Origin of the sequence: Glycomyces niveus, assembly GCF_017592475.1 — a bacterium.
Lineage (GTDB): Bacteria > Actinomycetota > Actinomycetes > Mycobacteriales > Micromonosporaceae > Glycomyces > Glycomyces niveus.
Window position 1 is genome coordinate 6,995 of sequence record NZ_JAGFNP010000006.1, and the last position, 14,996, is coordinate 21,990.

Here is a 14,996-nt window from a genome sequence, read left to right on the forward strand (position 1 = left end):
CGCGCTGGGTTCTTGGCCTAGGGGGCGCCCCGCTTTTTGGGGGGGGCCTGTTATTGGGGGGCGGGGCCGATCGGCCCCGCCCCTCTTTCACGTCCCGGTCAGTAGGTGCGCATGGGCGCGCCGAACATCTGCGCTTCGATGGAGGTCGGGGAGCACCACAGGTACCGCTCCTTCTGGCCCTTGCGGAGCATGGCGATCATGTCGTCGTGCAGCATCTGGAGCCATTGCAGCACTTCCTGGTTGACGCGGATCGCCGAGCGGGCGATCTGGGCCTCTTCGGCGGTGAGCCGCTGCAGGACGGTCATGTGGGCCTCGCCGGTGAGCTCGTCCGCGTAGTTGGTCAGGCGCGGGAGCACGGTGAGCTGGGTGCGCCAGGGGCCGAGGACGGGCTTGGTCTGGGAGCCGCGCTCGCCGACGTCGTAGACGTACAGCGCCGGGGAGTGCTGGCTGGCCTCGACCGTGACGGGCTGGTCGCCGTGCAGGACGGCGAGGCGGTCGTTGCGGCCGGTCGCGGTCTCGCCCAGGCCGTTCCACTCCTGCGGGCGGGTGGTGCAGACCGCGACGCGGGTGCCGATCGCCAAGGCGCGGAAGACGAGCAGGCGGGCGAGGTAGACGCCGCCGATGAGGTTGATGCGGGTCTCCTCCGGGCGGAAGAACGGGGCGACGACGGGCACCTGCTCGGCGTCGCGGCCGATGACGAGGCCGGAGGGCGGGCTGGCGGAGGTCATGAGCTCCAGAGCCCGCGGGGTGGGGATCTGCGGGGCGGGCTTGACCGCTTCGACGGGGCGGCCCGCGTCGTTGGCGGTCTCGACGGCGCGGTCGGTGACCGGGAGGCCGTAGACGGTGCCTTCGGTGGGGCCGGCGGAGACCGAGCCGATGCCGAAGAGGCCGGCCGAGGTCGGCAGGGAGCTGACCGGGCCGCCGGTGATCGGGGCCGCGCCGGAGTACGGCATGCCCGAGTAGGGCTGGGCGGAGGCGGGCTGCGCGGAGAACGGCTGGCCTGAGATGGGCTGGCCGGACACCGGCTGCGCGGAGACCGGGGAGACCGAGGGGGCGCTGACGGGCGCGGCGGAGACCGGCGCGACCGACGGCTGGGACGGCTGCGCTTGCGGCTGCGGCGGTTGCGTCTGCGGTGAGGTGGGCAGCTGGTACTGCGGCTGCTGCTGCGGCCGGGGCGGTTGCGCCGCGGGCGGCTGTGCGGCCGGGGGCTGCGCCGGAGGCGGCGTGGCCCGGGCCGGGGCCGGCGGCTGCGCCGGAGGACGCTGCGGCTGCTGGTACTGCGGGGGCGAAGCCGGTTGCGGCGCTTGGCCTTGCGGCGACGGCGGGCGCATCTCGGGCGGGCGCGGCGTCTGCTGCTGCGGCGACATGGGCTGCTGCTGGGCCGGGCGCGGGGGCTGCGCGCCGCCGCGGGCGCTCACTGGCGGCTGCGGCGGGGAGACCGGGCGGCCCTGCGGTGCGGGCTGCTGGCCCTGGCGCGCACCGTAAACGGCGCCCTGCGCGGGCTGGCTGCCGGTCTGTCCGGGCTGGGCCTGCTGGCCAGGCTGGCTGCCGGTCTGTCCGGGCTGCCCCTGCTGGCCGTAGACGGCGCCTTGCGGGGGCTGCGCGCCGCCGCGGGCGCTCGGCGGAGGGGTGGCCGATCCGGCGCGGCCGATCTTGGCGGTGCCCGACGACTCGTCGTCGACGGCGCGGCGCTGGCCGCCCTGCTGCTCTTCGTCGTCGTCGGAGTGACGGCCGGTTCGGTGGGCGCCGCTCTGGTACGTGCCGCCCTGGTAGGTGCCGCCGCCGTAGACGTTGCCGTTGCTGTTGCGGTCGCTCATCGGGGGCCTCCTCCGGTGGGGGCGGATGCGTAGGCGGCGGGTCCGTGCTCGCCGTCGAGTCGCTGCAGGCGGACGCCGAGCTGGTCGGCGACGTTCAGCAGCTGGTTCTGGGCCGACTCCCAGGAGGACTGGTCGAGGGCGAGGCGCACGATCCCGTCGACGGCGAGCTGCCGCCCGGTGACGCGGCCGTCGGGGTTGACCTTGCCGTTCGCGCCCGCGGTGACGACGGTCGAGACGGTCACGAACGCGGCGGGCACGCCCGAGAGCGCGTCGCCGGTGCGGTGCAGGGACACGGCGTCGGTGGGCCACTTGGTGATCCGGTAGGCGACGTGGCGCAGGCCGTCCGCGTACCAGTGGCTCCACTCTTCGGCGGTGCGCTCGCCCGGGACCGGCGCGAACGCCACACCGAGCGACTGCGAGACCGCTTCGCGGACGCCTTCGGCGTCGAGGATGCGGTTCGGGACGCCCACGTTCCCGAGGAGCTTGCTCACGCGCTGCGAAGTGCTCGCCAGCGCCTTGTACACGCCGTCGACCTCGCCGCCGCGCTCGGCGGTGGCTTCGCGGGCGTCGCGGGCGCCGAGGCGCACGGCGAGCCAGGCCTTGTGGTGGACGACGGCGGGGTAGTCGCCGAGGAGCTCGCGGTAGGAGCGGGAGGCGGGGCTGTTGTCGTAGGCGCTCAGGCCGACCGGGGTGGTGTGGCCGATGAGCTGGACGGCGGTGACGGGCACGGAGGTCTCGTCGAAGAGCCGTTCGAGGCGCTCGAGCGGGATCGCCTTGGTGCCTTCGTCGGTGGTGCCGATCTCGATGACGGAGAACCAGCCGCCGTTGTCGTGGCCGATGCCGACGTTTTCGTCGCGGTCCTCGATGCCGGTGATGCCGAGGTCGGGGGCGATGCGGTGGAGGACCTCGGTGAGCTGCGCGGGGTCGAGGGCGCGGATGCGCCGCTTCATGCGGGACTTGAGCGGCCAGGTCTGGTACCACCAGTAGTCGCCCTTGCGCCAGAACACGATCACGAGGATGATCAGCGCGACGCCGCCGCCGGCGGCGCCGGGGATCATGCCGAACGCGAAGCTCCCCAGCGCGAGTGTGAGCGCCAGCTCGATGGTGATGAGCTGCGCGACCGTGAGCGGGCCGAGCCTGCCGGTCGAACGGGTCGTGAACACGACCGACTCGCCGGGGGTCGGGCCGTTCCCCTGCTGGGCTTGCACGGACGCGGTGCCGCGAGCTTGCTGTTGGGCCTGCAGCATCGTCATGGGCGACGTCTCCAAGATGAAGGTGAGTGGTCGTATCCATCGTATGCGGACGAGTCCACCTCTTGGTCCCCCGCCCTTCCGGTGTTTCGCGCGGATACGGGTGGACCTGTCCGCTGGTTTCGCGGCGTTAGACTGACCGGGTGCGATTCCTCCCGCGTATACCTCTCTATTCCGCCGCTGCCGCAATGGCCGCGGTCGGGACGCTTCTGCTGGCCACCACACCTGCTCAGGCGCAGCAGGACGGGTGGAACCTCGAGATGGCGCCTGCAGACGAGCGGGGTCCGTGCGTTCCGATCGAGAAGGACGGCGAGTCGCTCAACCAGTGGCCTTGGGCGCGAACGTTCATCGGGCTGGACCAGGCGCAGCAGTACAACCGGGGCACGTTCGAGACGGGCAGCAAAGAGGGGGCCCCGGTGACGATCGCCGTCATCGACTCCGGCGTCGACTCCCGGCGCGCCGCCGACGTGTTCGGTTCGCGGCTGCTGTCGGGATACGACTGGTGGGACGAGAACTCGAAGGGCCAGTGCGATTCGTCCGAGGACGGGCACGGCACCGCGGTGGCGGCGATCGCGGCGGGGAACCGCCTCGGCAGCAATGACGACTTCGTGGGCGTCGCGCCTGAGGCGAACATCTTGCCGATCAGGTTGTTCGCCGGCGGGGACGGCGGCGACGAGCAGAAGAGCCGAATAGTCGCCAAGGGCATCCGGGACGCGGTCGACCACGGAGCCGACGTCGTCAACGTGTCGTCGGTGATGCTGGCGACGCAGGAGCTCGCGGACGCGGTAGCGTACGCCACCAGCAAGAATGTCGTCATCGTGGCCGCGAGCGGTAACGACACGAAGCACATGGACGACAAGAACATCGAAGCGGACAAGCAGACGTTCTACCCCGCCAACTACCCGGAGGTCATCGCGGTGGGGGCGCACAACATGGACGGGAACTGGTACGCGGAGAGCAACTTCGGCGACAACCTCGACCTGCTCGCGCCCGGCCATGGCCTGTCGTACCCGTTCGCGGCGGGCGAGTGGCAGGAAGGCAGCGGCACCAGCTTCGCCGCGCCGTTCGTGGCCGGGGCGGCCGCGCTGCTCAAGGGCCAGTTCGGGGCCGAGGCGACACCGGCCTGGATCCAGCAGCGTCTGCAGCAGACGGCGATCCACCCGCCGAACGAGTTCAACATGTATCAGGGGCACGGGATCCTGAACGTGGCCGCGGCGCTCACCGCGCCGGTGGACGAAGCGGCGGTCACCTCGCCGACGGTGACCGACGAAGTGAGTGAAGAGCCGACCCAGATCCCGACCACGGAGGACGACCGCGAGTACGTGGCCTGGCTCGACCCGGACTACGACCCGCTGCGCACCGAGAAGGCGATCGCCTGGGGGAGCGTGGGTGGCTCGATCGTGCTCGTCACGCTCGTGATGGTGCTGAAGAAGATCGTGCCGAAGGGCCGCAAGCGCGGCTGGAGGCCGGGCACTCGGAAGACCGACATCGTCCCGGCGAAGGCCGCGACCGAGTAAGCGAAGCTTGGTGATCGGGCGGGGCCGGCGCGGTCCCGCCCTTTCGCGTTCCTGTGCCTCATCCGGGTTCCGGTCGTGTCTGCTTCGGGCATGAAGAAACCCGGGCCGTCCTGGCGGACTACCCGGGTTCCTGTCGTCTTCGAGCTTGGGGAAGCTGCTACCCGCCGAAGCGAGAGGCGTTCGCGCGCTCGGTCTCCTCGTAGCGTTCTTTCGCGTTGTTGACAGCGCGACCGACGGCTTCGAGGATGTCGTTGATCTTGGCGTACGCGGCGTCCCACTGGGCCTTGGCCTCTTCGTAGGCCGCCTTGTCGGCACCTTCCCAGTCGAGGGCTTCGAGCTGCGTCCGGAGGTCGGCGAGCGTGCTGGTCATCTCACCAGCCTGCGACGCGATCTCGGCGGTAGCCGCATCGAGCTCCTCGTAGCTCATGGCAATACGAGAACCCATGATTCACCTCTTTCCTTAGGGTCGGGGAAGTAGTAGTTAGAGTTCGCCTTCGAAGGCGCTGAAGTCGGACTGCGACGCGGCGTCCTGCTCGGCCTGCTGGGCAGCCGAGGAGTCGAGGCTGTCGGCGATGTCCTGGAGCGCGTCGAGGAGCTTCGCGGCCTCGGAGTCCCAGAGCGTCATGGTCTGGTTGAACGCGGCAGCACCCTGGCCCGTCCATGAAGCGGCGAGCTCGTCGCAGAGGGCCTTCAGGCGGTCGAGGTTGCCGTCGACCGAAAGCTTGGCGTTGACCACGTCAGTCGCTGCTTGGGCGACTGTCTCTGTGTCCATTGCGACACCGGCCATATTTCACCTCCAAGTGATAAACCGGGGCTGAGGCGCTAGGGACCTAGGCCTGCAGGGGTATCCCAGTGAGTTTTTGATCGATTCCGCAGTCACCATAACCCGTCCGTGCAAACTCACCGGGTTGGCGGTGCGCCTCTGAGTTTACAAGCATCGGGCCAGGCCGTGTATCCCCACTTTGTGCCAGCTCCGCAGGTCCGTTTCCCCCGATCGGGTGAGCCAGAGAGACGGGATGTTCGGTTGCGACGCAAGGGGTGCGCAAACCGGGTCAAGCGGGGTGAACGGTCGGCCGCAGAACGGGGCGCGAGCCGGCCGCCGAATGTCGCCGAAGGCAGAGAACATTCCAGGTGGCGGCGGGTGTCCACCTGCTCCCGCTTTCGTGCCATGCGAGACGGCCTGTTCGGTCTCAGTGGCCGCAGCTCGGTATGCTGGTATGAGCACTAGTCGAGCGACCCTGCCCTCCGCGTCACGCCGAACGGCCCGGGTCGATATCCCCCGTAAACCCGACGATTGTACTGAGGTGATGACGTTGGCGGACCCCGACGCTGTCGGCTACACGGCCAGCTACGACGCGAGCGAAGGCCTGTACACGGTCACGAACACCGCGACCAACCAGACGACTCAGATGACCGAGGAGTCCTTCGACGAGTTCATCTCCAAGATGGACACGACCATTCAGGACCTCGGGCTCTTCCGGAACCGCGTCCTCGACGGCACCGTCGTCACCATCCGCGAGAGCTGGAACCAGGACTACCTCAGCATGGGCGCCATGCAGGAGGTCGACGCGCTCAACCTCAAGCTCGGCGGCTTCGACGACGCGCTCGAGCTCCAGGAGGCGTACCGGACGGTCTTCTACCCTTCGCGCGCAGAGCAACTCGACCGGGTCGTGCACGGCCTGGACACGGGCCGCGTGGTCAGCGAGGACATCAAGAACAGCTACCTGGAGAACGACGGCAACGTCTCGGCCGACGTGGTCAACATCCAGAGCGAGTTCGACAGCAAGGCCGGCGGCATCACGGCCGGCGATGTGGACGAGGCCCGCTCGGAGAACACCCGCGGCGACGACATGCCCGCCACCGGCAACCAGCCTGGCGCCGACGGGACTGGCACCGGCACGGAAGAGCAGCCCCGGGTGCTCTAGTCCTCGTTCATCGTTGAAGACCTGACCCCCCAAGGAAGGAGTCGAGATGGTCGCTAAAGGCAAAGGTGTCGACTACTACAAGAGCACCTATACCCACCAGCAGCTCTGGGACATGCTCCACGAAGGCGACGACTACACCGTCGAGCAAGCGGGCTACATCTGGGTCTCTGCCGCCAGCGGAATGAAGGCCGCCCGCGAGGAACTCACCACGCACGTTTCTTCACTGCGCCTGCAGTGGAGCGGGCCTGCCTCGGATGAGTTCCACGGCCGTATGGAACTCGTCAAGCAGTACAGCGTCGAATCTGAAGAGGGCATGAAGACGGCCGGGGACACGAAGATCCCCCGCCTAGCCGAACACCTGAAGAGCGCCCAGGAACGGGCCAACGCATACCCCGAGTTCGGCTCCCTCAACCCGATGTACATCGACGAGTACGAGGATTGGGTCGAGAGCAAGAAGAAGGTCGACCCTGCAAGCGCTGAAGCGCAGTCGAAGAAGACTCAGTGGCAGCAGGAGTATCAGACAGACCTCAACAATCGGCACGAAGCCATGGCTCAGATCGTTGCTGACCTCGGTGACGAGTACGCACGGGCGAAGGAGGAGACTTTCGGCGAGCTGCCGCCGCCTCCTCCGAGTGACATGCCCGGCAACAACACCTACACGAAGCCGACCGGCGGCATCTTCTCCGAGACCGCGCTGAACTCGTCGAACTCGACGGGGAGTGTCCCTGCTGACCAGTCCGCGGACCTCGACGGCGACGGCTTCGCGGACGCTCCCGGCGACGACCTCGATCCCGTTGAGGGCGACTGGAACTACGGTTCCTACGACGACGTCGACAACACCAACGTGACCGGTGGTCTGGCCGGCGGTGGCGTCATTCCCGCTGGTGGTGGCGGCACCGTCACCACCTCTGGCGGCACTGGCATGGGCGGCTCCTCGCTCCCTGGCGGCACAGGGCTGTTCGGTCCGTCCCAGGGTGCCGGTTCGACCTCGGGCCGCGGCGCCGGGACCAGCCCGGCTCGCGCCGGCGCGAACGGCGGCAAGCCCGGCTCGAGCCCCGCTCGTTCAGGCGCGGGCAGCAACTCCCGAGGTAACACCGGGAGCCGCCTCTCGCAGTCGAGCCGCAACGCGATCGGCCGTGGCGGCAGCGGGAACAACCCCCGTGGCGGCACCCGCTCCGGGTACCACGACGATGACGACGAAGAGACCTACACCCGTGAGACCTGGCTGCGGGAGGACGATGTCGACTGGAGCCAGAACAACGTCCGTCGCGAGGAACTCGACGACGATGACGACGACTGACAGCCGCTGATCGACGTGTGAGGGGCGGACGGCTTAGGCCGTCCGCCCCTCGCTTCTTTGACGAAACCATAAGGGCCTCATGCGCGGCGCGCATGAGGCCCTTGATTTAAGGCCTACTGCCTGTTCGGATCGCTCGGCCGCCAGGGAGCGCCTTGGTCACCGCCGCCAGGCGGGGGGTTGAACCCCTGCTGGCCACGCGGCGGGCTGCTGTAGCCCTGCGGTCCAGGCGGGGGTCCGCCGTATCCTTGGCCGCCCATCGGGGGGCTGCCGTACTGCTGCTGCATTGCAGGTTGCTGCTGGTATGCGCCTTGAGGCTGGCCGTCGTTGGGGCCGAACGGACCGCCTTCGGCCGCAACGGCGTTCTTGCGGCTGCGACCACGGAGCACGAGCCATACGGCGATCGCCGCGGCAATCAAGACCACTGCGGCGGCCACCACGATGATGGTCGAGAGGTTGGATTCCTTGTTCGCCTCTGCACCGCCGGCGGCAGGTCCTCCGGTCTCGACACCCGCTTCGGTTTCGGCGGGGTCCTCGGAAGCGGCGTCATCCGGGGTGGCGCCGCTGGCGCCGGCCTCACCCATCGGGTAACCGAGCGGGTTCTCCGTCACTTCCTCGATGTCCTCGGCGTGGACCGCCTGGTCTGCATTTACGAGGCCGTAGCCGAAGTCCTCATTCCGGTTGCCGCCTCCGTCACCGGCCGTCTGGATCACGCGCTGGATGACATTGCTGGCGTCGAGGTCAGGGTGCGCAGCCCATGTCAAGGCAGCGACGCCGCCGACGATGCCTGAGCCCATCGACGTACCGCCGACGACATTCGCATAGAGCTCAGTGTTTCCCAGGGTCGGATCCTGAGGCACAGGAGCTGTCATTTCATCGGCCGGAGCCGCTACTACGACTTCCGGTCCTGTGGTGGTGTTGTCAAACCAGATGTCGCCATTGCGGTTGGTACCTGTGACCGTGACTAGGCCCGGCACCAACCCCGGATACCCAACCTCACCTGCAGGGTCATTGCCGGCGGACGCGACGATGATCGCGCCCTTATCGATGACATACTGCAGTACTTCGATCTCCTCGCCTGAGAAGCCAGTGCCGTTGATGACCCAGGGAACGACGAGTACATCCGCCCCGTTGTCAACAGCCCACCGGAATGCCTCATCGTCGCTATCCCCGGACGAACCGAAGTCGGTAGCACCCGTGTCCATCCGGATCGGCATAATCGTGGCTTCCGGTGCGACAAGAAGAACTCCGGCTGCAATCGCAGACCCGTGGCCGTCCGTGTCGCCTCGGCCGTCTTCTTCGTCAGGAAAGACCGTGTATCCCGGCAGGATGTCCTTATCATCGAAATACGGGTGGTCGCCGATCCCCGTATCCATCACCGCAACGGTGATGCCCTCGCCCTTGGTGGTGTCCCAAGCGGCCGGGGCCTGCACCAGTTCCGGGACCCAGCCGTTGTCGGACACATAAGTCGAATCCTGGGCCAGTGCCGCACCCGGCGTGGCGGCGACAACGGCCGCTGTGGCCAGGGCGGCGAATCCAGCACCTATGGCGGTGCGGAGTCCGGTTCGGTGCTGCGCTGGTCGGTGTCGCGGAGGGATTGGCGTGAGAGGTGTGGCCATAGGGTGAGACCCCTTCCGTATGCCGGTCGTTACAGCGCGGTCCGCTCTGTCCCACAAGATACCGGACCGAGCACAGCCCCATGAGCCCGCGCGGCTTCAGTCGTTCAGCGTCGGATCCGGGTGGTTGGAGCGGATTCGTGCAGCCTGGAGTGGAGCCGCCCCGGTAAGTCGCGGCAGGTGATGCCGGTGATGGTGTCGGTGGCCGGGTCGCCTTGGGGCAGTATGCATGCCGTCGGTTCGGTGGTGCGCTCGACGCAGGGGCTCTCGAGGCGGAGGGTCGGGGTGGGGGCCTCGGTGTAGGTGAGGGTGAGGGCGTGGAGGCCGGTCGCGGTGGGGTAGGCGGCCCGGTCGTCGTCGGGGGCGGTGGTGGGGAAGGCGCGTTCGGCGGTGATGCGGCGGGTGCCGTCGAGGGCGGTGCCGTCGTAGGTGAGGTGGAACTCGTCCTGGGTCCAGCGGGTCGCGATGGGGGCGGCGGCCGGTGCGCGGAGTTCGTAGGTGAGCAGGTAGCGGTAGGTGGGCAGGCCCCCAGGGGTGAGGTAGTCGCAGGAGGCGGCCTCGATGGTGCGGGTGGTGAAGCCGGGGAAGTCCGGGATGGCGTCGGTGGTCTCGGTGACGGCCTGTTCGAGTGCGGCCCAGGTGCCGGCTTCGGTGTATTCGCCTGCGGGGGCGGCGGGTGCGGCGGCGGTGCGGGTCCAGTCGCGGACTTCGGTGCCCGCGAAGACGGCGGCGGCGAGGGCGAGGCACCAGACGGCAGCTTCGAGGCCGAAGGCGCGGCGGGGCCGGGGGGCGGCGCCGAGCCAGGCGCGGGTCTTGGGGGTGGTGGCGATCCAGAGGCCGGCGAAGAGGAGCGGGCCGACGGTGAAGAGGTGGCGGATGCCGACGCCGGTGGAGCCGTCGCTCATGGTGTCGGCCAGGGGCATCGCGCTGGGGGTGAGCAGGATCAGGGTCTGGACGACGGCGAGCGCGCCGGCGGCCGCGAGGTAGAGGCGAGCGCGGGAGCCGCCGCGGGCGAGGCGGATCGCGGCGATGAGGTTCACCGGGACGGCGGGGGCGAGGATCAGGAGGTAGGCGAGGCCGCGTTCGGTGAGGTCGTTGTCGACGCCGGGCCACGCGTAGGCCTGGACGCCGTGCCAGGCCCAGAGCCAGGTCGCGATGACCGATGCGGTGGCGGCGAGGAGCAGGAGCCGCAGGACCTGGACGCCCGCCGGGGTGCGCGTGACCGCCGTCTCGGTCGTCCCGTGTGGAGTGGGGACGGGTTCGAGCCCGGGGTTGGTGAGCAGCGGTTTCATGCGGAGCCTTGGTGTCAGAGACGCGAGCCGGATTCGCGTCCGTTCTGACACTAATACGCCGCGAGGCCGCCGACCGGTTGCGGTCGGCGGCCTCGAGATCTGCGTCAAACGCAGGTGCTAGGCGGTGCCGTTCGGCGGGAGCAGCGCCGTCTGGATCAGCTGCTCGCCGTCCTTGCGGCGGACGAGCGTGCCGCGGCCCGGAGGCTGCGGGCTCGGGCGGAGCTTGCCGAAGATCGCGCCTTCCTCCTTGCGGCCGCTCATGAGCAGGCCCGGGGACTCGAGCTGCTTGATCTGGCCCACGATCGGGTCCATCATCGCGCGGGACGCGCCGGAGGCGCGGCGGGCGACGATGACGTGGAAGCCGATGTCGCGGCCCTGCGGGATGAGCTCGGCGATGGCGGTCATCGGGTTCACCCGCTGGGCCACCATCTCGTAGTCGTCCACGATGAGGTACAGGTCCGGACCAGTCCACCAGGACCGGTCGCGCAGCTGCGCCGGGGAGACGTCGTCTCCGGGGAGCCGCCGCTCGATCGGGCCCTTGAGGTTCTTGATCGAGTTCTCGAACTGCTTGCCCGACATGGCGTAGTCCAGCAGGGTCGGCTTCGAGATCTCCTCGAGCATGCCGCGCCGGTAGTCCGCCATGATGACCTTGGCCTCCTTGGGCGAGTACGTCGCCTGGATCTGCCGGGCGATGTGCCGCAGGAGGTTGGTCTTGCCGGACTCGGAGTCGCCGAACACGAGCAGGTGCGGCTCGGCCTGGAAGTCGAGGTACACCGGCTTGAGCCCGGCCTCGTTGAGGCCGATCGGGATGCCCGGCTTCGAGCGGTCGACCGCCTGGAGGAAGTCGGCCGCGTGGAGCTGGCGCGGCAGCAGCCGCACCGGCGGGCAGGGCGCGAAGCGCCAGGCCTGCTTGACCTTCTTGACGAAGTCCTCGACGCCGGGCTGCAGGTCGTCGCCGTCGCGGATCCCGTCGATGCGGGGCACGCCGGACAGGAAGTGTAGCTTCTGGAGCGAGAGGCCGCGGCCGGGGCGGTTCTTCGGCACGTTCGCCGCCGCCTTGCGGTCGATCTCGGACTCCATGTTGTCCGAGAGCTTCAGCTCCAGCTTGAGGCCGAACATGTCGCGCATGTTCATGCGGATGTCGCCCCAGCGGGTGCAGGTGACCATGACGTGCACGCCGTAGGCCAGACCCCGGTTGCCGATGGCGCGGACCTGGTCGACGAACGGCTCGAAGTCCTCGCGCAGCGTCATCCAGTTGTCGATGACGAGGAAGATGTCCCCATAAGGGTCCTCCTGGAACCGCCCGTCGGCCTTCATGCGCCGGTAGGAGCCCATGCCGTCGATCTTGTTGTCCGTGAAGAACTTCTCGCGCTCGTCCAGGATGGTCGTGACCTCCTGGATGGTCCGCCGCACGCCCTCTTCCTCCTGGCGGCCGAAGACGCCCGCGACGTGCGGAAGGTCCTCGATGCCGCGCAGCGTGCCGCCACCGAAGTCCAGGCAGAAGAACTGCACTTCGCGAGGCGTGTGGAGGAGCGCGAGCGAGCCGATGAGGCCGCGGAGCATCGTCGACTTGCCCGACTGGGCGCCGCCGGCGATCGCCACGGTGCCCTGGGCGCCCGAGAGGTCGACGACGAACGGGCTGCGGCGCTGCTCGAACGGGCGGTCCTCCTCGCCGAGGACGGCGTGCAGCTTCCCGTTGAGCGAGAAGCCCTTCGGGGACAGGCCGCGCACCGGGTCGGCTTCGAGCGTCGGCAGCAGCTGGTCGAGCGTCGGCGGCTCGAGGAGCGGCGGGAGCCACACCTCGTGGGCCGGACGGCCCATGCCGAGGCAGTTGTTGACCATGACCTCGAGATCCGAGAGCTTCTCGTTCTCGTCGTCGGCCTCGGTCGCCTCCAGCACTTCTTCGGGCTCCTCCTCGACCTCGGGCTCCGGCGGGAGCTCGACGAATCCGGGGAGGAAGCGCTGCACCTTGTGCTGCACGGCCGCGATGCGCTCGGCGCGCGAGGCGACGCGTTTCGGCGGCTTGTAGGGGCCACCGACGTAGGCGGCGCGGAAGCGCACCAGGTCCTGCGTGCCGACCTGGAGGTACCCGTGGCCGGGCGCCTGCGGCAGCTCGTAGGCCGCGCCCGAGCCGATGACCGTGCGCGACTCCTGCGCCGAGAAGGTGCGGAGCGCGACGCGGTAGGAGAGGAAGGTGTCGAGGCCCTTGAGCTTGCCCTCCTCGAGGCGCTGCGACGCGAGGAGCATGTGCACGCCGATCGAGCGGCCGATGCGGCCGATCTGGAGGAACAGGTTGATGAACTCGGGCTTCGCGACCAGCATCTCGGAGAACTCGTCCGCGATGATGAGCAGCGTCGGCATGGGATCCATCGCCTGCCCGGCCTTGCGGGCCTTCTCGTACTCCCAGCGGTTCGTGAAGTTGCCGGCGGCGCGCAGCACCTCCTGGCGGCGCACGAGCTCGCCTTCGAGCGCGTCGGCCATGCGGTCGACCAGCTCGATCTCGTCGGCGAGGTTCGTGATGACCGCGCTGACGTGCGGCAGGTCGTCGAGGGCCGCGAAGGTCGCGCCGCCCTTGAAGTCGACGAGGATGAAGTTGAGCTCTTCAGAAGAGTGCGTGGCGATCAGCGAGCCGATGATGGTGCGGAGCACCTCCGACTTACCCGAACCGGTCGCGCCGATGAGCAGGCCGTGCGGGCCCATGCCGCCGACCGCGGACTCCTTGAAGTCGATGTCGACGATGCCGCCGTCCGGACCCGGGCCGATCGGCACCTTCAAGTAGTCCTTGATCGGCTTCTCGCGCCAGTGCACGGCCGGGTCGAGCGCCGCGGCGTCGTTGAAGCCCAGCATCTCCGGCAGCGACGACGGGTTCGCCAGCGGCGACTGGTCCTCGTCCCCCGACTCGGTCTTCCCGGCTGCGCCCTTGAGCGTCAGCCGCCACGGCGCGAGCGAGCGGGCCACGCCCTCGGCCTGGTTGTACGACATGCGGTCGGGCTTGCCGAGCACGCGGCGGCGCCCGGCCTGGTCGGTGTAGATCTCCTCGACCGTGACGTCGTACAGCTTGATCTGCGGACCGGGCTTGCGCGGCAGGTAGCCGGAGAAGTCGAAGACGGTCACGCCGGCCATGCCGTCGGCGGCGATGATGCCGGTCGGATCGACCTCGCCGCCGTCGAGGATGACGACCAGGTGTGCCTGGCCCTCACCCGCGGTCGCGCCGGGCGACCACGCGCCGCGGCTCGAGAGCTGCTCGCGCAGCGAGTTCTCCAGCTGCGTGGTGGTGCTGTAGAACATGCGGACCGGTCCGGCCCCGTCCTCGGCGGACGGGTGCTGGAGGTGCGGCAGCCACTTCATCCAGTGCCACTCGGCCATCCGCTCGTTGTCCGCCACGACCGCGACGATGAAGTCGTCGGGCGAGTGCAGCACGGCGGCCTGGACCAGCTGGGCACGCAGGTTGTCGACGACGAGCGCCCGGTCGCCGCGCAGGACCACGCGGGCGGCTTCGGTGTACTTCATCGAGCGGGGGATGTCGATGACGTTCGAGTGGGCGGCCACGAAGCGGCGCAGCGCCATCGAGGTCATCGGCTCCAGGTCCTCGACCGGCTTGGTCTCCGGCGGGACGAGCTTCATCGTCATGCGCTGCTTGCCGACGCCCACGCGGATGTCCAGCGCGTCGTCGTCCTTCGCGCGCCGCTCCCACATGCGGCGGGAGCCGACGAGCGACCACAGGGCCTTCGGGTCGGGGTGGCGCCAGCGGGCCGCGCGCCACTGCCGCTCGGCGCCCTTGCGGGCGCGGCGGCGCACCTGATTGAGGTAGCGCATGTAGTCGCGTCGGTCGGCGTTGAACTCGGCCTTCTTCTGGGCGCGGTTGCCGCCCATGCTCGTGGCCATCATGCCGACCATGGAGATGCCCATCATGGCGCCCATGGCGATGCGCAAGGTGTTGTTGCCCCCGCTGCCGCCGCCGGTCGTGCGGCTCATCATCATCATCGCCATGGCCGCGGCGCCCGCGAGCATCGGCAGGATCATCAGATACTGCGTGATGTTCTTGGGCTGCGGGTCGGGCATGTCCGGCGGCGACTCCAGGAGGATGTCACCGCGGGGGGCCTGCGGTCCGCGCTTGCGCGGAGGCCTGCGGAAGAGTTTGGTCGTCACAGAGGGTCCTTGTGCTCACCGGGGGATGCGCCAACCACGGGGACGCTTGCTGGCCGTAACTTGGGCGCTGTCGTATAAATGTTGTAAGTGCGCTCTGTCGAGTATCGCACTAACAGGGTAATGGCGCAGCGCC

At 69.1% G+C, this 14,996-nt stretch carries 10 protein-coding genes; 3 read left to right on the plus strand and 7 right to left on the minus strand.

Going from position 1 to position 14,996, the window contains the following annotated elements; genetic code table 11:
• Positions 1 to 98: 98 nt before the first annotated feature.
• Positions 99 to 1,817 carry a hypothetical protein gene (locus tag J5V16_RS12570; protein WP_208496634.1) on the minus strand — a complete coding sequence of 573 codons (1,719 nt, stop codon included), beginning with the start codon at positions 1,815 to 1,817 and terminating at the stop codon, positions 99 to 101.
• Complete coding sequence (gene eccE / locus J5V16_RS12575; protein ID WP_208496635.1) at positions 1,814 to 3,070, minus strand: type VII secretion protein EccE; 1,257 nt, start codon at positions 3,068 to 3,070, stop codon at positions 1,814 to 1,816. The genes J5V16_RS12570 and eccE overlap by 4 nt, the downstream gene beginning before the upstream one ends.
• Positions 3,071 to 3,327: 257 nt before the next feature.
• Here eccE and J5V16_RS12580 point away from each other — a divergent pair, with 257 nt between their 5' ends.
• The gene (locus J5V16_RS12580) at positions 3,328 to 4,584 is read left to right on the plus strand and encodes a S8 family serine peptidase (protein WP_208496636.1); all 1,257 of its coding nucleotides are present in this window, start codon (positions 3,328 to 3,330) and stop codon (positions 4,582 to 4,584) included.
• Between the two features lie 157 nt (positions 4,585 to 4,741).
• Here the strand turns inward: J5V16_RS12580 and J5V16_RS12585 are convergent, their stop codons facing one another.
• Positions 4,742 to 5,029: a WXG100 family type VII secretion target gene (locus J5V16_RS12585; RefSeq protein WP_208496637.1), complete on the minus strand. Its 288-nt coding sequence runs from the start codon at positions 5,027 to 5,029 to the stop codon at positions 4,742 to 4,744.
• A 36-nt stretch (positions 5,030 to 5,065) separates the two neighbouring features.
• On the minus strand, positions 5,066 to 5,356 hold the full coding sequence (locus J5V16_RS12590) for a WXG100 family type VII secretion target (RefSeq protein ID WP_208496638.1): 291 nt from the start codon (positions 5,354 to 5,356) through the stop codon (positions 5,066 to 5,068).
• A gap of 535 nt (positions 5,357 to 5,891) precedes the next feature.
• On the opposite strand from J5V16_RS12590, the gene J5V16_RS12595 reads away from it, so the two are divergent.
• Both J5V16_RS12595 and J5V16_RS12600 read left to right on the plus strand, forming a co-directional pair.
• Positions 5,892 to 6,509, plus strand: a complete 618-nt coding sequence (locus J5V16_RS12595) for a hypothetical protein (RefSeq protein WP_208496639.1) — start codon at positions 5,892 to 5,894, stop codon at positions 6,507 to 6,509.
• Between the two features lie 46 nt (positions 6,510 to 6,555).
• Complete coding sequence (locus J5V16_RS12600; RefSeq protein ID WP_208496640.1) at positions 6,556 to 7,809, plus strand: hypothetical protein; 1,254 nt, start codon at positions 6,556 to 6,558, stop codon at positions 7,807 to 7,809.
• A gap of 113 nt (positions 7,810 to 7,922) precedes the next feature.
• On the opposite strand, the gene J5V16_RS12605 is transcribed toward J5V16_RS12600, so the two are convergent.
• The 3 genes from J5V16_RS12605 to eccCa all read right to left on the minus strand — a co-directional run bounded on the left by J5V16_RS12605 (position 7,923) and on the right by eccCa (position 14,863).
• On the minus strand, positions 7,923 to 9,269 hold the full coding sequence (locus J5V16_RS12605; protein ID WP_208496641.1) for a S8 family serine peptidase: 1,347 nt from the start codon (positions 9,267 to 9,269) through the stop codon (positions 7,923 to 7,925).
• Between the two features lie 260 nt (positions 9,270 to 9,529).
• A complete protein-coding gene (locus J5V16_RS12610; protein WP_208496642.1) occupies positions 9,530 to 10,714 on the minus strand; it encodes a hypothetical protein in 1,185 nt (394 codons plus the stop codon).
• Between the two features lie 117 nt (positions 10,715 to 10,831).
• Positions 10,832 to 14,863 carry a type VII secretion protein EccCa gene (gene eccCa, locus J5V16_RS12615; protein WP_208496643.1) on the minus strand — a complete coding sequence of 1,344 codons (4,032 nt, stop codon included), beginning with the start codon at positions 14,861 to 14,863 and terminating at the stop codon, positions 10,832 to 10,834.
• Between the last annotated feature and the right edge of the window lie 133 nt (positions 14,864 to 14,996).

What these genes read in the sequence shown, in the direction of transcription:
- eccE (WP_208496635.1), bottom strand. Translation starts at nt 3,070, where the DNA reads ATGACGATGCTGCAGGCCCAACAGCAAGCTCGCGGCACCGCGTCCGTG.
- J5V16_RS12610 (WP_208496642.1), bottom strand. Translation starts at nt 10,714, where the DNA reads ATGAAACCGCTGCTCACCAACCCCGGGCTCGAACCCGTCCCCACTCCA.
- J5V16_RS12590 (WP_208496638.1), bottom strand. Translation starts at nt 5,356, where the DNA reads ATGGACACAGAGACAGTCGCCCAAGCAGCGACTGACGTGGTCAACGCC.
- J5V16_RS12570 (WP_208496634.1), bottom strand. Translation starts at nt 1,817, where the DNA reads ATGAGCGACCGCAACAGCAACGGCAACGTCTACGGCGGCGGCACCTAC.
- J5V16_RS12580 (WP_208496636.1), top strand. Translation starts at nt 3,328, where the DNA reads ATGGCGCCTGCAGACGAGCGGGGTCCGTGCGTTCCGATCGAGAAGGAC.
- J5V16_RS12595 (WP_208496639.1), top strand. Translation starts at nt 5,892, where the DNA reads ATGACGTTGGCGGACCCCGACGCTGTCGGCTACACGGCCAGCTACGAC.
- J5V16_RS12585 (WP_208496637.1), bottom strand. Translation starts at nt 5,029, where the DNA reads ATGGGTTCTCGTATTGCCATGAGCTACGAGGAGCTCGATGCGGCTACC.
- J5V16_RS12600 (WP_208496640.1), top strand. Translation starts at nt 6,556, where the DNA reads ATGGTCGCTAAAGGCAAAGGTGTCGACTACTACAAGAGCACCTATACC.